The sequence below is a fragment of the Aeromonas veronii genome, from assembly GCF_040215105.1.
Taxonomy (GTDB): Bacteria; Pseudomonadota; Gammaproteobacteria; order Enterobacterales; family Aeromonadaceae; genus Aeromonas; species Aeromonas veronii_G.
The window spans coordinates 4,406,054-4,427,911 of sequence record NZ_CP157875.1; the positions used below are offsets into that span (position 1 = coordinate 4,406,054).

Genomic DNA, 21,858 nt, shown 5'->3' on the forward strand with positions numbered 1-21,858 from the left:
AAACGAACGGGGTAATATTGCCCTGGCCGACCTTTGACGCAGTAGAGACCATGACCCATCCCTTCCTGTTTCACCCCCAGGTGGCACCCTGGTTCAAAGAGAGTGCCGACGCCCTGCAACTCACCCTGTTCAGCGAGCTGGACGCCCCCATTCGGGAGGTGTGGCTGCGCCACGAACCGGACAACGAAGAGTACCTGCTGGCCATGCGCCCCGTTTCCACCCGGGACAGGCTGCAGGTGTGGCAGGTCGAGCTGCCCCTCATCCGGGGCCAGGAGATCCACCTCTACTGCTTCAAGTGCATCACGGACGAAGAGCAGTGGTGGCTGCACGGGGCCGGCGTCAGTGCCGCCATGCCGCCGCGGGAGCAGCATTTTCGCTTCAACAGCCGCCATCAGCCGCCGACCTGGGTACAGGATCAGGTGTTCTACCAGATCTTCCCCGACCGCTTCTGCAACGGCGACCCGTCCTTGAGCGTTCGTCATCATGAATACGAGTACAAGGGCAAGGCGGTCATCAGCAAGGCCTGGGGCGAGCCGGTCAGCCGCCACGAGGAGGGGCACGGTGCCTGCGAGTTCTACGGCGGGGATCTGGCGGGGATCGACGCCAAGCTGCACTACCTGCAATCCCTCGGCATCACGGCGCTCTACCTCAACCCCATCTTCGACTCGCCGAGCAACCACAAGTACGACACCCAGGACTACTTCAAGGTGGACGCCCACCTCGGCACCAACGAACAGTTCGCCGAGCTGACCCGCAACCTGCACCAGCGTGGCATGAAGATCATCCTGGATGCCGTGGTCAACCACACCTCCACCGAACACCCCTGGTTCTGCCCGCCACTGGGTGCCCAGAGCAATCCGGACTCTCCCTGGCGCAGCTTCTACACCTTCGACAAGGAAGGGGATTATGTCAGCTGGAAGGGGATCCGCAGTTTGCCCAAGCTGGATTTCTCCAGCGAGCAGGTGCAAGACGCTGTCTACCGCGCTGATAACGCCATCCTGCGCTACTGGATGCGGGCGCCGTATCAGATCGACGGCTGGCGCTTCGACGTCATCCACATGCTGGGGGAGCGGGGCTCGGCCATCGGCAACAGCGGCCATGTGCGCGCCATTCGCGGCGCCGTGAAGCAGGAGAACCCGGACGCCTACGTGCTCGGTGAACACTTCTTCGAGGCGAGCCAGTGGCTGCAGGGGGATCAGGAGGACGGCGCCATGAACTACTATGGCTTCGCCCACCCCATCCGCGCCTTCCTGGCGGGGCTGGACATCGCCTATCACCCCATCAAGATCAGCGCCGAGGAGCTGGATCGCTGGCTCAAGCTGGCGCGGGCCCATATCCCGTTCAAGAACCAGCTGGCCCAGTTCAACCTGCTGGACAGCCACGACACCGCCCGCTTCCTGCACCTGCTGGGGGAGGACAAGCAGCGCATGCGCCTCGCCGCCACCCTGCTCATCACCTACATCGGCGTGCCCTCCATCTACTACGGTGACGAGGTGGGGCTCTCCGGTGGCAACGATCCGGACTGCCGCCGCTGCTTCCCCTGGGAGACCACGAACTGGGATCACGTGCTGCACGATCACTACCGCCGCCTGATCCAGCTGCGCCGCCAGCGCCCGGCCCTGCGCCGGGGGGACATCCAGACCCTCTACGCCGGCCCCCACAGCTATGTGTTCGCCCGCACCCTGCAAAGCGACCAGGTGGTGGTCGCCTGCAACCGCCACCCCACGGAGCCGCGCACCATCAGCCTGCCCCTGTGGCAGACCGCAAGCCCGGCGAGCCGTTTCACCGACGCCTTCAACGGCGACAAGTTCGAAGTGGTGCAGGGGGAGGTGCAGCTCACCATCCCGGCCAACTCGGCCAGGGTGCTGCTGTCGAGCTGAGTGTCGCGACCATAAAAAAACCGGAGCCTGGGCTCCGGTTTTTTTATCTGGCATCGCCATCAGTGGATAACGCTGCCATTTCATCACTTTACTGCGTCATCACCCTGACCTGTGCAAACCAGCATAATGAAAAGCCTTTTACGACCAGATCAGTCAGTAGTTGATGCTGACATAGGGCACTTCCGGCACGTCCCAGTGCAGCTTGAGGAAGACGGTCAGCACGAAGAAGAAGTTCGCCAGCAGGTTGGCGAAGCGGTAGAGAATGGGATCAAAACGCACCCCGCTCTCCTCGAGGCGCACCAGCAGCCGCACCACCTTCTTGCTGCCGCAGCGGCACAGGTGCAGGGTGGGGATGGGCTGGGGCCCCTGGGGCAGCACGAAGCCGGTCACCCGGCCGCGGCTCGCCTCGTTGTAGTGATCGTAACGTCCCTTCAGCCACTCCAGATCCTCCTCGAAGATGCCGAGCCTGCCGCGCACCGAGCCGTTGAGGTTGTAGATGAGTCGTTGCAGGGTCGCCAGATCTGCCGCCATCTCGCGGGTCTCGGCCTCGGCAGGCAGCGCGGCGAGCACGGCCCCCACCTGACAGCAAAGCTCGTCGGTGGCGATCTCGTAATCGCACTGGAACTGGGTCTCGAAGATGAAGGGGTAGCAGAGCTCGCGCTTGTCTCTTGGCTTCTTGGGGTTCATGGCCGCATCTGTCTTGGGGAAAAGGGCAGTGTGCCAGCCCTGTCACTGCCGAGCAAACAGGACTGGCAAACCATCCACGCGGCCCCGGCTCGCGGGGCTGCGACCACGCCGTCTAGCCGGCCGCCATCTGCTGGCCGAGCAGGTGCGATGCCTCCAGCATCCGCTGGTTGAAGCCCATGAAACCGGCACCCAGGGCGGCATCGTTCTGGCCCCGCGCCGCCAGCACGACCGGGGTGAGCGCCTGCTGCTGGGAGGCGGGCAGCAGGGCATCGGCCTGCTGCTGCCACTGACTGAGCCTCGGCAGGTAGTCCGCCAGGGGCTTGAGGCTCTCCTGCAGCGAGTGGGCTCCCTGATAGGTCTGGCTCAGCCGGCTCGACTGCCTGAGCTTGAGGGAGTAGGCAGCGAGCTGGCTGTCATCCAGCGGCAAGCCGCTCAGCTTGTCTGCCAGGGTGGAGCCATCGCCGTTGAAGAAGTGGCTGGCCAGATCATCCAGCCCCTTCACCAGCTTGATGATGGCGTCGATCTCGCTGCCACCGAACTCCCCTTCCACCGACAGATCAACCCCCTGGCTCGACGCCAGGCTGAACTGGTTGCCCTCCTCCCCGTGGCGGGACTTGAACTGCCAGCTGTCGCTGAAGCGCAGGATCACCTTGTCCCCGTCGCGGGTCTCGATCTCGAGGGCCCCCTGTCGGCGGCTCGCCATCTCGGCATCCCCGAGCTCGGTGGGAGAGAGCTGGCCGAAGAACTCCTTCTCGAAGGACTCGAGCCCTTCCTGGATCAGCTTGTAACTCTGATCCATGCCGGTCTTGATGTCTTCGTTGTCCGCCCAGCTGCCGAGCTGCTCCCTGGCGCCGCCGAAGCCCATGTCGACCCCCTTGCGGGCCTGGGCCATCATCTCGGCCAGATCCTCGTCGCTCTTGCCGTCCGCCCGCGCCGCCCCCAACCGCCCGGTGACGAACTGCAACACGTTGTCCGCCACCGACTGGTAGTCGAACAGGGTCTCCGGGGTAATCTCCTCTACCGGTTCCAGCTTGAACTCCTGGCTCCTGGGCGCCTGATAATGCTGGCCGTTGATCGCCAGGGAGAACTGCAGCGCCTGCTGGATCAGCCGCTGCGCCCATTTCGGTGGCTGATTGAGGGAGACCTGATCCCCCTCCTGCGCCGGTTTCTGCGCGCTGGTCTGGACTGCCTTGGGGGAGGCACCCGCTCCCTTGGGTTGGGCCGCGCCCACGCCGTCAATTTGCATCTCTCTTCCTCCCGCCAATGGTGGTAGATCGGTTATCGGCCCGAGTGAACACTTCTTGACCATAAAAGTTTGGAGAATCTGCGCCGCCCTTTTACAATCTTGCCCCTTTGGTTGGCTGTTCGGCCTCCCCCGGTTTTTACCCGGCTCAGCCCGGCGCATGCGAGGTATCCATGACTCAATCCCAGCGAACTCCTGCTGACTACCAGGCCCAGCTCGACGAGAAGAACTCTCGGCTCACCGAGCTGTTCGCCGGCTTCAACCCGCCGGCCCTGGAAGTGCATGCCTCCCCCGCCGAGCACTACCGGATGCGCGCCGAGTTTCGCATCTGGCACGAGGGGGATGATCTCTTCCACTGCATGTATGCCCCGGCCACCAAGGAGATCATCCGGGTCGATCAGTTCCCCACCGCCAGCCTGCTCATCAATCGCCTGATGCCGGTGCTGGTCGAGGGGCTGCGTCCGCACCCGGTGCTGCGCCGCAAACTGTTCCAGATTGACTACCTCTCCACCCAGTCCGGCCAGATCTGTGTGAGCCTGCTCTATCACCGCAAGCTGGAAGCCGAGTGGCAGCAGGCCGCCGAGGCCCTGCAGGCTGATCTGCGTGCCCAGGGCTTCGATCTGCAACTGATTGGCCGCGCTCACAAGCAGAAGATCTGTCTGGGGGAGGAGTTCGTCATCGAGCGACTCAACGTGCAAGGGCGCGAGCTCATCTACAAGCAGGTGGAGAACAGCTTCACCCAGCCCAATGCCGCCATCAACGAACAGATGCTGGGCTGGGCACTGGACGTGACCCAGGGGAGCGAGGGAGATCTGCTGGAGCTCTACTGCGGCAACGGCAACTTCTCCATCGCCCTGGCCCAGAACTTCCGCAAGGTGCTGGCCACCGAGATCGCCAAGCCGAGCGTGGACTCCGCCCAGTACAACATCGCCGCCAACGGGGTGGACAACCTCATCATACTGCGCATGTCCGCCGAGGAGTTCACCATGGCGATGCGCGGCGAGCGGGCGTTCAATCGCCTCAAGGGCGTCGACTTGCAGAGCTACCAATGCAACACCATCTTCGTGGATCCGCCCCGCGCCGGCCTCGATGATGCCACCGTCAAGCTGGTGCAGGAGTACGACAACATCCTCTACATCTCCTGCAACCCACAGACCCTGCAGGCCAACATGGCGGTGCTCGGCGAGACCCACGAGATCGCCCGCTTCGCCCTGTTCGACCAGTTCCCCTGGACCCACCACATGGAAGCCGGGGTCTATCTGAAACGCAAGGCGAGCTAAACCGAACAATATTCAAAGCAACATGACGACGGGGCCCAGGGCCCCGTCTGATTATTTATCGCTGTGCAGGTCGTGGCGGGAGCCGTTATGCTGGCGGGACGCGCATTCGCGCCATTGCCGGGGTGCCATGTCACCATGCCACGCGTTCTCTTTGTTGAAGATGATCCCGAGATTGGCCAGCTCATCAGCAGCTGGCTCGGCCGCCACGATATCGAGGTCCTGCTGGAGACCCGGGGGGACAAAGCCCTGGCCCGGGTCGAGGCCGAACAGCCGGATCTGGTGCTGCTGGACATCATGCTGCCGGGTCAGGATGGCCTCTCCCTGTGCCGGGATCTGCGCCCACGCTTTGCCGGCCCCATCGTCATGCTCACCTCCCTCGACAGCGACATGAACCAGATCCTGAGTCTGGAGCTCGGTGCCAACGACTACATCCTCAAGACCACGCCGCCCTCCGTGCTGCTGGCCCGGCTGCGGGTCCAGTTCCGCCAGCAGGGTCAGGCGTCGCAGGCCGCCCCGGCCAGCCCGCCGCCCCAGCGTCTGCAGTTCGGCCGTCTGCAGATAGACGGCCCGGCGCGGGACGTGCGCCTCGATGGCAGCAGCATTCCCCTCTCCACCGCCGACTTCGATCTCTTGTGGGAGCTCGCCTGCCACGCCGGCCACATCCAGGGGCGGGAGGCGCTGTTTCGCAGCCTGCGGGGACGGGACTACGACGGCCAGGATCGCAGCATGGACGTGGCCATCTCCCGCCTGCGCCGCAAGCTGGGCGATGATCCCAACAACCCGAGCCGGATCAAGACAGTACGCCAGAAAGGCTACCTGCTGGTGCCCCAGGCCTGGGAATGAATCCCCATTCGCCCGCCTGCACACCCGCATCCCGGGCGATGTTCCCCGACCACCCCGGCAGACTCATGGCGGTGCGCCAGGAAGGCTGCCTGCCGGTCTCCCTGGCCTGGGAATAGGGGTCTCATCATCTCGCAAGGAGGGCCATCGTGCGCCGCCTGTTTATCCAGTTCTACCTGTTGCTCATCGGCTGCTTCGGCCTCGCCATTCTGCTGATCGGCCTGGTCTATCAGGTCAGCGCCGAACGGGCGGGGGATCGCTATCTCGAACACATGATGCAAGGCTCCCTCGGCCTGCTCACCGGCGAGCTGGCGCGCCTGCCACCGGAGCACTGGCCCGCCCGCATGGGGGAGCAGAGCCGTCAGCTCAACCTGCCGCTGCAGATCGGCGCCCTCAGCAGCCAGCCTCTTGCCCGGGAGGACCAGGCCTTCCTCGCGGCGGGCAACATCGTCATCGTCGAGGAGGACGACACCTTCCTGCAGCGTATCCCCGCTACCGATCAGGTGCTGATCGTCGGCCCCGTCCCCTACCTCTCCTACCTGCACGAGCTGCACTGGGTGGATGTGGGGTTGCTGCTGCTCATCGGTCTCTCCCTCGGCCTGCCCATACTGCTCTGGCTCCGGCCCCATTGGCGCGGCCTGCAACAACTCGAACAGACCGCCCGCCGCGTCGGGGACGGGGATCTCTCCAGCCGCACCGGCCTGTCCCCCGGCAGCAGCCTGGCCCGGGTCGGCCGCACCTTCGATCTGATGGCCGAGCAGTTGCAGGCCATGCTGGCCAGCCGCAAACAGCTGACCGACGCCATCGCCCACGAGCTGCGCACCCCCCTCGTCAGGTTGCGCTACCGGCTCGCCATGCTGGAGCCGCAACCCGCAGAGGCGGACAGACAGGGGATTGAGCGCGACCTCGGAGCGCTGGATTCCCTCATCGAGGAGATGCTGACCTATGCCCGGCTCGATAGACCCGAACTGCCGCTGCAGTGCAGCGACCTGGAGCTCGGGCGCTGGGCCGACGCGCACCTGAGCGATTGGCAGGCCCTGCAGCCACAGAAGTCCCTCAGCTTCACGCCCCCCGTCGAGCCCCTGCCCTGGCGCGGGGATGCCCGGCTGCTGGCGCGGGCACTGGAGAATCTCATCGGCAACGCCCTGCGCCATGCGCAGCACAGGGTGACCCTGACCATGGCACGAGCGGGGGAACACTATCTGCTGACGGTGAGCGACGACGGCCCCGGCATCGATCCGGCGTTGGCCCCCCAGATCTTCGAGCCCTTCGTGCGCCTCGACCAGAGCCGGGACCGGCGTACCGGCGGTGCCGGTCTCGGGCTCGCCATCGTGCGCAGCATCGCCCGTCACCACGGCGGCGAGGTGCAGCTGCTGCCTGGCGAAACGGGGGCCCGTTTCTGCCTGACCCTGCCCGTACATTTGGATACAAGCCGTCACCAGCCACTCACTGAAGCCGGGGCCGGATCCCCCTAGGATGAAGGTCATGGAGCTGAACTCCATAACATCAACCCGAATGAGGAACTGGAATATGAACAAGCTGATCCCCCTGAGCCTGGCCGCTGTCTTCGCCCTGACCTCCGGCTTCACCATGGCTGCCACCCCCACCAAGGGTGCCGCTCCCAAGGCTACCCAGACCAAGGTCGTGAAGAAACATCACAAGACCGCCAAGGCGCCGGCCGTCAAGGTCGCCCCCAAAACCAAGTAAGCGCGTTGAGATTTCACTGCCAAGGGGCCCGACAGGGCCCCTTTGTTTTTGCCCCTCGCCAGACAGGCCCGCTGGTCGTACATACGGATACAAGCCGTCACCCACTGCTCACTGAAGTCCATCGGCTTTCCCCCCAGAATGAAGTCATGGAGAAGCGCTCCATGACTTCCACGAGGTAGTGAATATGAACAAGCTGATCCCCCTGAGCCTTGCCGCCGTCTTCGCCCTGACCTCCGGCTTCACCCTGGCCGCCACTCCGACCCAGGCCGCCGCCCCTCACGCCACCCAGACCAAGGTGGTGAAGAAACACCACCAGGCGGCCCACGCCAAGGTGGCGCCCAACGCCAAGAAGGTCACCCCCAAGAGCGCCTGATCCGCGTCAGCCATGAAAAAGGGGCCCCATCACGGGGCCCCTTCTGTTTTCATCGGCTCATCGTCAAACCCGGGCTCAGCCTTGCATGTAGTCCGCCGGCAGGGCGATGCGGGCCACCCCGGATGTCACGGCAGCCAGCGCCACGGCGCGGGCCACCCGCGGCAGCAGACGGGCATCCATCGGCTTGGGAATGACGTAATCCTTGCCAAAGCTCAGTTCACTCACCCCGGCGGCGGTCAACACCTCGGCGGGCACGGGTTCCTTGGCCAGGGCGCGGATGGCCTCCACCGCCGCCACCTTCATGGCATCGTTGATACGGCTGGCGCGGGCGTCCAGGGCGCCGCGGAAGATGAAGGGGAAGCAGATGACGTTGTTGATCTGGTTCGGGTAGTCGGAGCGACCGGTGCCCATGATGAGATCGCCGCGCACGGCGTGGGCCAGGGCGGGCTTGATCTCGGGATCCGGGTTGGAGCAGGCGAAGATCACCGGGTTGGGCGCCATCAGGGCCACCGCCTCGGCGGGCAGCACGTCAGGGCCGGAGACGCCGACGAACACGTCCGCCCCTTCGATCACCTCCATCAGGGTACGCAACGGGGTGTCGTTGGCGAAGCGCTGCTTGTACTGGTTCAGGTCGGTGCGCCCCGTGTGGATCACCCCCTGGCGGTCCAGCATGAAGATGTTCTGCGGCGCGGCGCCACAGGTGATCAGCAAGTCCATGCAGGCGGTGGCGGCGGCGCCGGCGCCCATGCAGACGATGCGGCTGGTGGCCAGCGTCTTGCCCTGCACTTCCAGGGCGTTGAGCAGGCCGGCGGCGGTGACGATGGCGGTGCCGTGCTGATCATCGTGGAACACCGGGATGTCGCAGCGTTCGATCAGCGCCTGCTCTATCTCGAAGCACTCCGGCGCCTTGATGTCTTCCAGGTTGATGCCGCCGAAGGTGTCGGCGATGGCGGCCACCGTGTCGATGAACTGGGCGCTGGTCTCATGCTTCACCTCGATGTCGATGGCGTCGATGCCGGCGAAGCGCTTGAACAGCAGGGCCTTGCCCTCCATCACCGGCTTGGAGGCCAGCGGCCCCAGGTTGCCCAGCCCCAGAATCGCGGTGCCGTTGGAGATGACGGCCACCAGGTTGCCCTTGCCGGTATAGCGGTAGGCGTTGTCCGGATCCGCGGCTATCTCGCGCACCGGCTCGGCCACCCCAGGACTGTAGGCCAGCGCCAGATCGCGGGCGGTCTCGGCGGGCTTGGTGAGGGCGATGGCAATCTTGCCGGGAATGGGTTGGGCGTGATAATCGAGCGCTTGTTGACGCAGATCGGACATGGGGGACCCCGATACGGAAGTGAATTGAGTGGTGCGTGACTCGCCAGGGACGAGGGCTCGGGATCATAAAGAAAACCATCTGGCTTTCACAGCATAAACTATCGCCTTTCACTACTGACAAAGAGATTGGCAGCATGTCACACCACCCAACCATACCTATTTAGTTATAGATATGGTTTCAATCCATCACGGGTATGCCCGCCCGCACCTCCGCCTGGCGAGCGATCGCCTCCGTCATCCCCTGGAATATGAACAGATGGAATGGCAGCATGGCGAGCCAGTAGGCCAGCCCCCAGGCGCCCTGCGGATGCCAGTGGGCCGTGACCCTCAGCCGGGTCAGGCCGGACTCCAGCGGCTGTATGTTGAATTCGAGCCGCCCCACTCCGGGGGCCTTCATGTTGAACAAGAGATCCAGCCTGCGCCCCTCGTCCACCCCCAGGATCTGCCAGGAGTCCAGCATGTCGCCCTTCACAAACCGGGCCGGATTGGTGCGTCCCCGGGTCAGGGCCGGGCCGCCTATCAGGTGATCCATCCATTCGCGCACCGCCCAGAGCTCGTTCATGTAGAAGTAGCGCTGCTCCCCCCCGAGCTGTTGCAACACCTGCCACACCACCTCGGGGGTGGCGAGACACACCGCCTCCCCGCTCGCGGTGCGATCGTAGAAGCCGTATTCCGGATGGCGCCAGCGCAGGCCGAGCGGCGTCTCCTCTCCCTGCTGCTCGGCACCCAGTTTCTGCTCCAGAGCCAGGCTCTCGCTCAGCGCCTCGTCGAAGCTGAGCAGATGCTGGGGCAGCAAGGCACGCAGCGGGCCGTCATCCGCCGGAATGTCGTGCTTGAGCCCCCCCACCAGCGCCTTGGCGATGGGTTGGGGCACCGAGGTCGCGAACTGCAACCACCAGGCCGACAGGCGCGGACTCAGGAAGGGGATGGGAACGATGGGGCAGCGCTTGCCGATGTGGGCGGCAAACTTCTGCAACTGCTGCTGGTAGCTGAGCAGCTCGGGGCCGGCGGCGTTGAACACCTGACCATCCACCCCGTCGGCCTCCACCAGCCCCGCCAGGTAGTGCAGCAGGTTGGACAGCGCAATCGGCGGCGTGCGGGAGCGCACCCACTTGGGCGTCACCATCATGGGCAGGTTGAACACCAGATCCCGCATCACCTCGAAGGCCGCCGAGCCCGGGCCTATGATGATGCCGGCCCGCAATTCCACCGTGGGCACCCCCGCCTCGCGAAACAGTTCACCACAGTGACGGCGGGAGTTGAGGTGACGGCTGTTGCAGGGCTCGGGCTGGATGGCACCGAGGTAGATGATGCGCCGCACCCCGGCGGCACGGGCGGCGGCGGCGAAGTTCTTCACCCCCTGCTGTTCCAACCGGTGAAAACCGGCGCCGGCCCCCATGGCATGCACCAGGTAGAAGACGGTATCGATCCCGGCCAGGGCGGGCAGCAGGGTGATGGGTTTGAGGCTGTCGGCGAGGCGAAACTCCACCCCCTGTGGCAGGCGGCAGGGGCGCCGGGCCCCGGCGATCACCCGATAACCCAACCCCTGCAGGTGAGGCACCAGGTAAGAACCGATATAACCCGCCGCCCCCATCACCAGACAGTTTCTCATCGGTATTTTCCCTGTTTTATTCGAGCCAAGCATTAGAAACCCACTACCGGCAAACCGGGCACCAGGTAAGAATCCATACGGTAACCCGCAGCTCCCATCACCAGACAATCACGCATGTACACACTCCCTATTTCCCATTGGCCACCCCTTCACGGCACGCGGAGAAGGGAACGTCCACCATAGGGCAAAGCGAGGCAATACAGAACGCCGAGCAACAAAAAAGGCGCCCATTGGGCACCTTTTTCAGAATGCTTTAGAAGTATGATTACTTCTTGGTGGTCATCGCACCGAAACGCTTGTTGAACTTGTCTACGCGGCCGCCGCTAGAAACTTCTTTCTGCTTGCCGGTATAGAACGGGTGGCACTCGGAGCACACGTCCAGGTTCAGATCTTTACCCAGGGTAGAGAAGGTGTTGATGACGTTACCGCAAGAGCACTTGGCGGTGATGGCTACGTAGTCAGGATGGATACCAGCTTTCATGGACAACCTCGATAATAGGCCGTGTCGCCATCCGATCTCTTGTCGGACACCACACGATTGTTGAACACAGTTTCAAAGGCTGCGAATAATATAGGAAATGCCTGAGTTCAGGCAAGTGGCTTCGCAGAAAAAATAGGCAATCTCTGGTGAATTCTTCCCAAACCCTGGATCTGGTTCGTGTCGCTGTGCCGGTGCCCTTGCGCCGTCATTTCGACTATCTCTCCCCCCTGCCCTTGCCTGCCCCCGGTTGCCGGGTCGAGATCCCCTTCGGCCCCCAGACCCTGGTCGGCCTGGTGGTGGCCCACCCCACCGAAAGCCAGGTGCCGCGCAACAAGTTGAAGCCCTTGAAGCGAGTGCTGGATGCCGAGCCCGTGCTCGGCCCGGACATACTGGCGCTGATGGCCTGGAGTGCGAATTACTACCAGCATCCGCTGGGGGAAGTGCTGCCCCACGCCCTGCCGGTGCTGGTGCGCAAGGGGGAACCCGCCGCCTATCGGGAGTTGGAGTTCTGGTTTGCCACAGACGCCGGGATGGAAATCGATCTCAACGAACTCAAGCGCGCCGCCAAGCAGCAGCAGGCCCTCGCCTTCCTGCGCAAGGGGCCCCAGACCCCCTCCGCCCTAAAACTGGAAGAGATTTCGAACGCGACCCTCACCGCCCTGAAAAAGAAAGGCTTGCTGGAGAAGCGCAGCCTGGAGCCGAGCGTGCAGGGGGACTGGGCGACCCGTTTCGATGCGGGTGAAGGCTTGCGCCTCAACGGCGAGCAGGCGCTGGCGGTGGCCGCCGTCACCAGCCAGAGCGACAAATTCGGCGCCTTCCTGCTGGACGGCATCACGGGCTCGGGCAAGACGGAGGTGTACTTGAGCATCCTCGAGCCCCTGCTCAAGGCGGGCAAGCAGGCCCTGGTGATGGTGCCGGAAATCGGCCTCACCCCCCAGACCATCAACCGCTTCCGGCGCCGCTTCCAGGTGCCGGTGGTGGCCATGAACTCCGCCATGAACGACAGGGAGCGGCTCGATGCCTGGCTCGCCTGCCGCGATGGCGGCGCCGCCATCCTCATCGGCACCCGCTCCGCCGTGTTCACCCCGTTCAAGGATCTCGGCATCATCATCATCGACGAGGAGCACGATGGCTCCTTCAAGCAGCAGGACGGCTTCCGCTACCACGCCCGGGATCTCGCGGTGATGCGGGCCCATCGTGCCGGCATCCCCATACTACTGGGCTCGGCCACCCCCTCCCTGGAGACCCTGCACAACGCCCGCAGCGGCAAGTATCACCACCTGCACCTGACCCGGCGTGCCGGCAACGCCCAGACCGCCCGCCAGGTGATCCTGGACATCAAGAACGTGCGGCTGCAGGCCGGTCTCTCCCCCCAGCTGGAACAGCTGATGGCGGAACACCTGGCCGCGGGCAATCAGGTGATGCTGTTTCTCAACCGGCGCGGCTATGCGCCGGCCCTCATCTGCCACCAGTGCGGCTGGAGCGCCGCCTGCGAGCGCTGCGACGCCTGGTACACCTGGCATCAGGCCGGGCGACGGCTGCACTGCCACCACTGCGACAGCGTGCGGCCCCTGCCCCACCACTGCCCGGAATGCGGCAGCAGCGAACTGATCGGCTCCGGCGTGGGCACGGAGCAGCTGGAACAACTGCTGACCACCGTTTTCCCGCAATATCCTGTGGTGAGAATCGACCGGGACAACACCCGCCGCAAGGGGGAGCTGGAGACCCATCTCGGCGATATCAAGGCGGGCAAGTACAAGATCCTCATCGGCACCCAGATGCTGGCCAAGGGACACCACTTCCCGGATGTGACCCTGGTGGGCCTGCTGGATGTGGATGGGGCCCTGTTTTCCGCCGATTTTCGCGCCGCCGAGAAGCTGGCCCAGCTCTACACCCAGGTGGCGGGTCGCGCCGGGCGCGCCAGCAAGCCGGGTCTGGTGGTGCTGCAGAGCCACCACCCGGAACACGCCCTGCTACAGGATCTGACTCAGAACGGCTATGGCCACTTCGCCGACACGGCGCTCAAGGAGCGTAGCCTGCTGGGGCTGCCCCCCTTCAGTTACCAGGGGCTGTTCCGGGCCGAGGCCAACGGCCGCGACGAGGTGCAGCTGTTCCTCGGCCGCCTCGCCGACACCCTGCGCAGTGCCCGCTACCCCCAAGTACAGGTGCTGGGGCCCATCAGCGGCTTCATGGAGCGCAAGGCGGGCAAGTTCCGCATGCAGTTGCTGGTGCAGGGGCCAAACCGGGCCCCGCTCTCCCAACTGCTGGACTGGGCGGTCAAGGAGCTGGACGGCTGGCCCGAAACCAAAAAAGTGCGCTGGAGCCTGGATATCGACCCCACGGAGTTGAACTAGCGATAGTGGACACCCGCCATGGTGGGTTTGCTCCCTTCTCCCCTCGCGGGAGAAGGGTTGGGGATGAGGGAATAGTCAGAAAACAACGAGGGGGCCTTGGCCCCCTCGTTGTTTGATCGCCAGGAAAACATGGCTTATTCGGCGGCCTGGGAGACCCCGCTCAGCCGCACCTCGACCCGGCGATCCGGGGCCAGGCAGGCGATCATCTGCGCCTTGGCGCCGTCCGGGCAAGTGCCGCCGGTCACCGGGGAAGACTCGCCTCGCCCTTCTGCCCGTACCTTGTCGGCAAACAGTCCCTTGGCGATGAGATAATCCGCCACCGTGCGGGCGCGCTGCTCGGACAGAGACTGGTTGTAGGCGTCAGACCCCAGACGGTCGGTGTGACCGATGACGGTCGCCACCCCGTCTTTGGGATTGGCGGCCAGGATCTGGGCGAACAGGTTGTCCAGCGCCTGGCTCGCGGCCGGTTTCAGGGTCGCCTTGTTGAACTCGAACAGCACGTCGGAATCCAGGCTGAACTGCTTCTCCACCAGCACGGGAGCCGGGGCGGGTTCCGGGGCCGGGGTCGGCGCCACCGGTTCGTCACCGACCTGGCCGAAGCGGTAGAGCATGCCCACCGACAGCAGGCCGTTGTCCATCTCGATACCGGACTCGTCGAGGGAGGTTTTGCCAAGCGGCGTGGTGTACTGATACTCGAGGCGGGCAGCCCAATCCTTGTCGATGGCATACTCCACCCCGAGTGCGCCCACAAAGGCGGCGCCGTGGTATTTGTTGCCATCATGGGACTCGGAAAGATAGTTGGTGCCATCGCTGGCTCTGACGTTGAGAGAACTCTCGGTCCAGGCGTAAGCCCCTCCCAGACGGCCATAGATATCCAGGGCCGAAGTCGCGGGCAGGATGATCCTCATGGTGGCTTGCACCATCTGGGCTTTGGCCTCGCCCTCCAACCCGAAATCAACGCCATTACCCGAGTAATGCTTGTCGACCTGGTACTTGCCGAGCCAGTCATAGCCGAGTTCGACGGCCAGGTTGCGATTGATCTGATAGCCCGCGAAGGCCCCCAGCCCCAGGTCGTCGCTGTTCTCGTTGACCTTGGTCGCGTCAAACAGCTCTTCCACCTGAGCGTTGTAATCCACCCCATAGAAATTGGACCAGCCGGCCTTGCCGCCGACATACCAGGTGTTGTCCTGGGCGGTAGCCTGCACCGCCCCCGATGCCATCAGGCCGCCGATGAGGGCGGCGAGCATAGACTTGTTCATGATGAGCCCCTGCAATGAATTGTTATGGCGCTGGATGCGCCTCTCTTCCCTGACGGGGCCCTGAACGCAAGCCCCGTGCCCAGATTATCCCATCTGTGACCAGCCTCAAATGACCAGGGACTCAGGAGTGTGATGTTGGCGACATTATCGACAGACATAGCCCTTTCCCCGCACCGCCCATAAAAAAGAAGGGCAAAGCCCTTCGTTTTCAGACGGTTGCCAGCAACCTAGTCTAGCTCGCCAGGAACAACCGTGTAGATGGGATCCTCGCTAATCTCCTGCCAGCCATCGCAGGCCTCGTGCAACGTGCCATAAAAAAACCGGAGAGCGAGGCTCTCCGGTCGTGGACCAAGGTCGAGCGTTCAGTCCCTTCGACTCTGGCTTGCCAGGAACAACCTGTAGGCGGGATCCTCGCTCACCTCTTTCCAGCCGTAGCCCAGCTCGTGCAGGTAGTCGTGGAAGGCGGCCACGTCCTCGTCCGGCAGCTCGAAGGCACACAGCACCCGGCCATAGTCGGCGCCATGGTTGCGGTAGTGGAACAGGCTGATGTTCCAGCGACAGCCGAGCGTCTCCAGGAAGCGCATCAGGGCCCCCGGCTGCTCCGGGAACTTGAAGCTGTAGAGCCGCTCGCCGAGGGGCCGGGCCGGACGGCCACCAATCATGTAGCGCACGTGATTCTTGGCCAGCTCGCTCTCGGTCATGTTGACCACGGGGTAGCCGTTGCCACCGAGTTGATCGATGATCTGGCCGAGCTCCTCGTCACCACCGCTCAGGCGCACCGAGACGAACAGGGAGGCCTGCTCGGCATCGGCGTAGCGGTAGTTGAACTCGGTCACCATGCGCGGCCCGAGCTGGCGGCAGAAGTCCAGGAAGGCGCCCTTGCGCTCGGGGATGGTCACCGCCAGCATGCCCTCGCGCTTCTCGCCGATCTCGCAGCGCTCCGACACGTAGCGCAGGCTGTGGAAATTGACGTTGGCGCCGGACAAGATGGCCGCCATCCGGCCGCCCTTGATTTGTTCGCGCTCGCTGTAGGCCTTGAGGCCCGCGAGTGACAAAGCCCCTGACGGCTCGGCGATGGCACGGCAGTCGTCGAAGATGTCCTTGAGCGCGGCGCAGATCTGGTCGTTGGAGACGGTCACCACCTCGTCCAGATACTGGTTGCACAGGCGGAAGGTCTCCTCGCCGATGCGCTTGACCGCCACCCCGTCCGCAAACAGGGAGACCCGCTCCAGGTTGACCGGCTCGCCGGCCGCCAGAGCCGCCTTGAGGCAGGCGGAGCCCTCCGCCTCCACCCCGATCACCTTCACGTCCGGCAGCAGTTGCTTGATATAGACCGCCACCCCGGCAGCCAGACCACCGCCCCCCACCGGCACGAACACGTGAGTGAGGTGGGTGTCCTGCTCCAGCAGCTCCTTGCCGATGGTGCCCTGGCCCGCGATCACCTCGACATCGTCAAAGGGCGGGATCAGGGTGTAGCCCTCGGTTTGGGCCAGACGGCGACTCTCGCCATAGGCCTCGTCGAAGCTGTTGCCAAACAGCAGCACATTGCCGCCCTGGCGGCGCACCGCATCGATCTTGATGTCTGGCGTGGTGGTGGGCATGACGATGATGGCCTTGATACCAAGCTTGGCCGCCGATAGGGCGACCCCCTGGGCATGGTTGCCGGCAGAGGCCGCCACCACACCGCGCGCCTTCTGCTCGGCGCTCAAGGTCGCGATCTTGTGATAGGCCCCCCGCAACTTGAAGGAGTGAACCGGCTGCAGATCCTCCCGCTTGAGGGAAACCTGATTGCCGAGACGCTCGGACAACTTCTTGAGGGTTTGCAGCGGTGTCACTCGCGCCGCCTCATAAACGGGGGAGAGCAACACCTTGCGTAGATAATCCGCCGCAGAGACCATGACTCACTCCTCCAGCTTGCTGAGATCGCGCACCGCACCTTTGTCGGCACTGGTGGCCAGCATGGCGTAGGCACGCAGGGCGTAGGAGACCTGACGCTGACGGTTGAGCGGCTTCCAGCCACGGGCTTCCACGGCGGTGCGGCGGGTAGCCAGCACGCTGTCGGCCACTTCCAGCACCATGCTGCGAGCCGGGATGTCGATGTTGATGATGTCCCCGTCTTCCACCAGCCCTATGGTGCCGCCGGACGCCGCCTCCGGAGAGACGTGACCGATGGAGAGCCCGGAGGTACCGCCGGAGAAACGGCCATCGGTGATGAGGGCGCAGGCCTTGCCGAGCCCCATGGACTTGAGATAGGTGGTGGGGTAGAGCATCTCCTGCATGCCGGGGCCGCCTTTCGGGCCCTCGTAGCGGATCACCACCACTTCACCGGCCTTGACCGTGCCGTCCAGAATGCCGGCGACCGCCGTGTCCTGGCTCTCGAACACCCGGGCCGGGCCGCGGAAGCAGAGGTTCTCTTCATCCACCCCTGCTGTCTTGACGATGGCACCGTTGATGGCGAGGTTGCCGGAGAGCACGGCCAGGCCCCCTTCCAGGCTGTAGGCGTTGTCCAGGGAGCGGATGCAACCCTGCGCACGGTCCAGATCCAGCTCGGGCCAGCGGCAGTCCTGACTGAATGCCTTAGTGGTACGGATGCCCGCCGGACCGGCGCGATAGAAGTCGTGCACCGCCTTGTCGTCGCAGCGGCTCACGTCGTATTGCGCCAGCAGCTCGACCAGCGACGTGCCGAGCACGTTGCGGGTGTCCCCGTGCACCAGACCGGCCTTCTCCAGCTGGCCCAGGATGGCGACCACGCCACCGGCGCGGTGCACGTCTTCCATGTGGTATTTCTGAGTGGACGGGGCGACCTTGCACAGCTGGGGCACCTTGCGGGACATACGGTCGATGTCGGCCATGGTGAAGTCGACTCCCGCCTCCTGGGCGGCCGCCAGCAGGTGCAGCACGGTATTGGTGGAGCCGCCCATGGCGATGTCCAGCGCCATGGCGTTCTCGAAGGCCGCCTTGGTGGCGATGTTACGCGGCAGGGCGCTCTCGTCGTCCTGCTGGTAGTAGCGATTGGCCAGGGCCACGATGCGCTGACCGGCCAGCTTGAACAACTGTTCGCGATCCGCGTGGGTCGCCAGCATGGAGCCGTTGCCCGGCTGGGAGAGGCCGAGCGCCTCGGTCAGGCAGTTCATGGAGTTGGCGGTGAACATGCCGGAGCAAGAGCCGCAGGTGGGGCAGGCGCTACGCTCGACCTGTTCGCTCTGGGCGTCGGAGACCTTGGGGTCGGCCCCCTGGATCATGGCATCCACCAGATCCAGCTTGATGATCTGATCGGAGAGCTTGGTCTTGCCCGCCTCCATGGGACCGCCGGAGACGAAGATCACCGGAATGTTGATGCGCAGGGCAGCCATCAGCATCCCCGGGGTGATCTTGTCGCAGTTGGAGATGCAGACCATGGCGTCGGCGCAGTGGGCGTTGACCATGTACTCCACGGAATCGGCGATGAGCTCCCGGGACGGCAGGGAATAGAGCATGCCGCCGTGGCCCATGGCGATGCCGTCATCCACGGCGATGGTGTTGAATTCCTTGGCGACCCCGCCGGCGGCCTCAATTTCGCGGGCGACCAGCTGGCCCAGATCCTTGAGGTGGACGTGACCGGGCACGAACTGGGTGAAGGAGTTGACCACGGCGATGATGGGCTTGCCGAAATCCTGATCGGTCATTCCGGTGGCACGCCACAGGGCGCGGGCCCCGGCCATGTTACGTCCGTGGGTGGTGGTGGCGGATCTCAACTTCGGCATTGTCTCTACTCCCTGAATGCCCATGGGGCTCATTATCTTTGAAACATGAATGTGTGACTCGCGAGTCGGCAATCGACTCTGCTCAATGCACGCTGGCGCCATTGAGCAGAAGCGACTCGGGGAGGCCTGGCCTCCCCGTCGTCATCAATCCTTGACCGGGGTGAGCCAGCCCCACTTGTCCTCAGTCTGGCCATTGAACAGGCCGAAGAAGGCGTTCTGCAACTGCTCGGTCACCGGGCCACGACGACCAGCACCTATCTGCATCCGATCCACCGAGCGCACCGGGGTCACCTCGGCCGCCGTGCCGGTCATGAAGATCTCGTCCGCCACATAGAGGGCTTCGCGCGGCAGCGCCTGTTCGCGCACCTCATAGCCGAGATCCCGGGCGAGGGTCATGATGGTGTCGCGGGTGATGCCGGGCAGGATGGCGGCGGTGGCGGGCGGGGTGAACAGCACGCCGTTCTTCACCAGGAACAGGTTCTCCCCCGCCCCCTCGCTAAGATAACCATTCACGTCCAGCGCTAGCCCTTCGGCGAAGCCGTTGCGCTTGGCCTCCCGGCTGATGAGCTGGGACGACAGATAGTTGCCGCCAGCCTTGGCGCCGGTGGGAATGGTGTTCGGCGCGAGCCGGTTCCAGGAGGTGACGCACACATCCACCCCGTTTTTCAGCCCCTCTTCCCCCAGATAGGCGCCCCAGGGCAGGGCGGCGACCATGAGGTCGGCCTTGGCATCGAGCGGCGGATGCAGCCCCAGCCCCACGTTGCCGATGAAGGCGAGCGGGCGCAGATAGCCGCTCTTCAGGCCGTTCTCACGCACCACGGCGCGGCAGGCCTCGTTCACCTCGGCTTCACTATAGGGCACGTCCATCCAATAGATCTTGGCGGAGTCGAACAGGCGGCGAGTGTGCTCCTGCAGACGGAAGATGCAGGTCCCCTTGGGGGTGTCGTAGGCTCGGACCCCCTCAAACACGGAGGAGCCGTAGTGCAGGGCATGGCTCATGACGTGGACCTGGGCATCCTGCCAGGGCACCATCTTGCCGTTGAACCAGATGTATTGAGGATGAGAAGGCTGTGACATTGGCTTGGCTCCTTTAAGCGCTGATCCGGGGTTGCTGTTCCAGTGCATCGACCCGGGAGACATCCACCAGCTTGACCAGCTGGCTCCACAACTGCTGGATGGGACGCTCCGACTCGACAGTAACCGTGATCCGCAGCTGTTGGCAATCCTGCTCCATGTGCAGGGCATTGAGGGCGAAGCCGCGGTGGCGCACCACCCGCAGCACCCGTTCCATCACTTCGGGCCTGGGCTGGGCGTGGATATGCAGGGTGTGCTGGTGCTGATTGTGCTGGTTCATGGGCGTTGCTCCATCATCTTGTGGTTCGCGACTCCCGGGGGCACCAGGGGCCAGACGTTTTCTTCCTCTGAAATCGCCACATGCAGCAGGTAGGCGCTCTCGCTCGCCAGCAGGCGATCCAGGGCCGGTGCTATCTGTTCCTTGCATGTGATGCTCTCGCCAGGGATGCCAAAGGCGGCAGCCAGGGCGACAAAATCGGGGTTGTCGGAGAGGATGGTCTCGCTGTAGCGGCCGTCGAAGAACAGCTCCTGCCACTGGCGCACCATGCCGAGGCGCTGGTTGTCCAGCAGCACCATCTTCACCTTGAGCTGGGCACGGCGAATGGTGCCGAGTTCCTGCACGTTCATCATGAAGGAGCCATCCCCGCTCACCAGCACCACCTCATCCTCCGGGCGCGACATCTTGGCGCCGATGGCGGCGGGCAGACCGAAGCCCATGGTGCCGAGACCGGCACTGGAGAGGTGATTGCGCGGGCTGGTGAAGCGCATGTGCTGGGCCACCCACATCTGGTGCTGACCCACGTCGCAGGCCACCACGCTGCTCTCTGGCAGGCGGTTTGAGAGCTCTTTGAGCAAGGCCGGGGCATAGATGGGCTGGCCCGGGTGGTCGTAGCGAAACGCGTATTCCCGGGCCATGGCGGCGCAGTGCTCGCGCCAGGGGGTGATGTCGAGGTCCATGGCGAGCGCCGGCAGCACCAGGGTCAGATCCGTGGTGATCCCCACCTCGGCGGCGCGGCGCTTGCCAAACTCGGCGGCGTCTACATCGAGATGGATCACCTTGGCGTGGGGGGCGAACTCGTCCAGCTTGCCAGTCACCCGATCATCGAAACGGGCCCCGGCCACCACCAGCAGATCGCACTGCTGTACCGCCAGATTCGCGGGCTTGGTGCCGTGCATGCCGAGCATGCCGAGGTAAACGTCGCTGTCGGGATCCAGCGCCCCTATGCCCTTGAGGGTGGTGACCGCCGGCATGCCGGTGGCAGCCGCAAAGTCGCGCAGCTGACGTTCGGCATTCGCCATGCCCACCCCGCCGCCGACGTAGAGCACGGGGCGCTCGGCGGCGGCCAGCAGCGCGCGGGCGGCGTTGATCTCGGCCAGAACCAGGGCACCTGGCTCTTCCACCGCAAACAGCGGGCTCTGTTTCGGCACGGCCGCCAGCTGGATATCCTTGGGAAAATCGATGAGCACGGGGCCGGGGCGACCGGAGGTGGCGATGGCGAAGGCTTCTGCCAACACCTGCCCCAGCTCGGCTGCATCCGTGACCATGAAGGAGTGCTTGGTGCAGGAGAGCGACATGCCGAGTACGTCCACCTCCTGGAAGGCGTCGGTGCCCACGGCGGCGCAGGGCACCTGGCCGCTGATGGCGACCAGGGGGACGGAATCGAGCAGCGCCTCCGCCAGACCTGTCACCAGGTTGGTGGCCCCCGGGCCCGAGGTGGCGATACAGACCCCCACCTGGCCGGAGGCGCGGGCATAACCCACGGCGGCCATGGCGGCCCCCTGTTCGTGGCGGCACAGCTGATGGGCCAGGCCGCCGTCATACAAGGCATCGTAGACCGGCATGATGGCCCCGCCCGGGTAGCCAAACACCTGGGTCACACCCTGTTTCTTGAGAGCCTGTACCAAAAACTGCGCGCCGTTCATGTGGAAAATCCTGTCCTTTGGTCGAAAAAAAACCCCCGGGCCGTGAGGCTCGGGGGTCGCTTTGTTTCGTTCTGTCCGGTGT

General features: G+C 64.5%; 18 protein-coding genes. 7 read left to right on the forward strand and 11 right to left on the reverse strand.

Annotated features, from left to right (window positions below; translation table 11 throughout):
- The first annotated feature begins 50 nt into the window (after nucleotides 1–50).
- Nucleotides 51–1,880, forward strand: coding sequence for a maltodextrin glucosidase (malZ, locus tag ABNP46_RS20375; RefSeq protein ID WP_349920257.1), 1,830 nt, complete (start codon nucleotides 51–53; stop codon nucleotides 1,878–1,880).
- Nucleotides 1,881–2,033: 153 nt separating this feature from the next.
- Here malZ and ABNP46_RS20380 read toward each other — a convergent pair whose 3' ends face one another.
- Together ABNP46_RS20380 and ABNP46_RS20385 are read right to left on the reverse strand one after the other, a co-directional pair.
- Nucleotides 2,034–2,567: an ATP--cob(I)alamin adenosyltransferase gene (locus ABNP46_RS20380; RefSeq protein ID WP_349920260.1), complete on the reverse strand. Its 534-nt coding sequence runs from the start codon at nucleotides 2,565–2,567 to the stop codon at nucleotides 2,034–2,036.
- Nucleotides 2,568–2,679: 112 nt separating this feature from the next.
- Nucleotides 2,680–3,813: a DUF5610 domain-containing protein gene (locus ABNP46_RS20385; RefSeq protein WP_349920262.1), complete on the reverse strand. Its 1,134-nt coding sequence runs from the start codon at nucleotides 3,811–3,813 to the stop codon at nucleotides 2,680–2,682.
- A 170-nt stretch (nucleotides 3,814–3,983) separates the two neighbouring features.
- Here ABNP46_RS20385 and trmA point away from each other — a divergent pair, with 170 nt between their 5' ends.
- The 5 genes from trmA (at nucleotide 3,984) to ABNP46_RS20410 (ending at nucleotide 8,010) form a co-directional block, all read left to right on the forward strand.
- Entirely contained in the window at nucleotides 3,984–5,090 is a 1,107-nt protein-coding gene (trmA, locus tag ABNP46_RS20390; protein ID WP_349920263.1) for a tRNA (uridine(54)-C5)-methyltransferase TrmA, read from the forward strand.
- Nucleotides 5,091–5,225: 135 nt separating this feature from the next.
- Complete coding sequence (gene rstA, locus ABNP46_RS20395) at nucleotides 5,226–5,933, forward strand: two-component system response regulator RstA (RefSeq protein WP_349920264.1); 708 nt, start codon at nucleotides 5,226–5,228, stop codon at nucleotides 5,931–5,933.
- Nucleotides 5,934–6,079: 146 nt separating this feature from the next.
- Nucleotides 6,080–7,405 (forward strand): two-component system sensor histidine kinase RstB, encoded by a 1,326-nt coding sequence (gene rstB, locus ABNP46_RS20400; protein ID WP_349920265.1) that lies wholly within the window; start codon nucleotides 6,080–6,082, stop codon nucleotides 7,403–7,405.
- Nucleotides 7,406–7,460: 55 nt separating this feature from the next.
- On the forward strand, nucleotides 7,461–7,637 hold the full coding sequence (locus ABNP46_RS20405; protein WP_349920267.1) for a hypothetical protein: 177 nt from the start codon (nucleotides 7,461–7,463) through the stop codon (nucleotides 7,635–7,637).
- 184 nt (nucleotides 7,638–7,821) lie between these two features.
- Complete coding sequence (locus tag ABNP46_RS20410; protein ID WP_349920269.1) at nucleotides 7,822–8,010, forward strand: hypothetical protein; 189 nt, start codon at nucleotides 7,822–7,824, stop codon at nucleotides 8,008–8,010.
- Between the two features lie 75 nt (nucleotides 8,011–8,085).
- Here ABNP46_RS20410 and ABNP46_RS20415 read toward each other — a convergent pair whose 3' ends face one another.
- The 3 genes from ABNP46_RS20415 to rpmE all read right to left on the reverse strand — a co-directional run bounded on the left by ABNP46_RS20415 (nucleotide 8,086) and on the right by rpmE (nucleotide 11,423).
- Nucleotides 8,086–9,330, reverse strand: a complete 1,245-nt coding sequence (locus ABNP46_RS20415; RefSeq protein WP_349920271.1) for a malic enzyme-like NAD(P)-binding protein — start codon at nucleotides 9,328–9,330, stop codon at nucleotides 8,086–8,088.
- 178 nt (nucleotides 9,331–9,508) lie between these two features.
- Complete coding sequence (locus tag ABNP46_RS20420) at nucleotides 9,509–10,942, reverse strand: DUF2867 domain-containing protein (protein WP_349920273.1); 1,434 nt, start codon at nucleotides 10,940–10,942, stop codon at nucleotides 9,509–9,511.
- Nucleotides 10,943–11,207: 265 nt separating this feature from the next.
- On the reverse strand, nucleotides 11,208–11,423 hold the full coding sequence (rpmE, locus tag ABNP46_RS20425; RefSeq protein ID WP_016352348.1) for a 50S ribosomal protein L31: 216 nt from the start codon (nucleotides 11,421–11,423) through the stop codon (nucleotides 11,208–11,210).
- A gap of 146 nt (nucleotides 11,424–11,569) precedes the next feature.
- Here rpmE and priA point away from each other — a divergent pair, with 146 nt between their 5' ends.
- Complete coding sequence (priA, locus tag ABNP46_RS20430) at nucleotides 11,570–13,777, forward strand: primosomal protein N' (protein ID WP_349920276.1); 2,208 nt, start codon at nucleotides 11,570–11,572, stop codon at nucleotides 13,775–13,777.
- Nucleotides 13,778–13,911: 134 nt separating this feature from the next.
- On the opposite strand, the gene ompA is transcribed toward priA, so the two are convergent.
- The 6 genes from ompA to ilvG all read right to left on the reverse strand — a co-directional run bounded on the left by ompA (nucleotide 13,912) and on the right by ilvG (nucleotide 21,776).
- Entirely contained in the window at nucleotides 13,912–15,036 is a 1,125-nt protein-coding gene (ompA, locus tag ABNP46_RS20435) for a porin OmpA (RefSeq protein WP_349920278.1), read from the reverse strand.
- Nucleotides 15,037–15,398: 362 nt separating this feature from the next.
- A complete protein-coding gene (gene ilvA / locus ABNP46_RS20440) occupies nucleotides 15,399–16,934 on the reverse strand; it encodes a threonine ammonia-lyase, biosynthetic (protein ID WP_349920280.1) in 1,536 nt (511 codons plus the stop codon).
- Between the two features lie 3 nt (nucleotides 16,935–16,937).
- The gene (ilvD, locus tag ABNP46_RS20445; RefSeq protein WP_349920282.1) at nucleotides 16,938–18,779 is read right to left on the reverse strand and encodes a dihydroxy-acid dehydratase; all 1,842 of its coding nucleotides are present in this window, start codon (nucleotides 18,777–18,779) and stop codon (nucleotides 16,938–16,940) included.
- A gap of 144 nt (nucleotides 18,780–18,923) precedes the next feature.
- Entirely contained in the window at nucleotides 18,924–19,856 is a 933-nt protein-coding gene (locus tag ABNP46_RS20450) for a branched-chain amino acid transaminase (protein WP_349920283.1), read from the reverse strand.
- A 13-nt stretch (nucleotides 19,857–19,869) separates the two neighbouring features.
- Nucleotides 19,870–20,133, reverse strand: coding sequence for an acetolactate synthase 2 small subunit (gene ilvM / locus ABNP46_RS20455; protein ID WP_349920285.1), 264 nt, complete (start codon nucleotides 20,131–20,133; stop codon nucleotides 19,870–19,872).
- Nucleotides 20,130–21,776, reverse strand: coding sequence for an acetolactate synthase 2 catalytic subunit (gene ilvG / locus ABNP46_RS20460; RefSeq protein ID WP_349920287.1), 1,647 nt, complete (start codon nucleotides 21,774–21,776; stop codon nucleotides 20,130–20,132). The genes ilvM and ilvG overlap by 4 nt, the downstream gene beginning before the upstream one ends.
- Nucleotides 21,777–21,858: the final 82 nt, after the last annotated feature.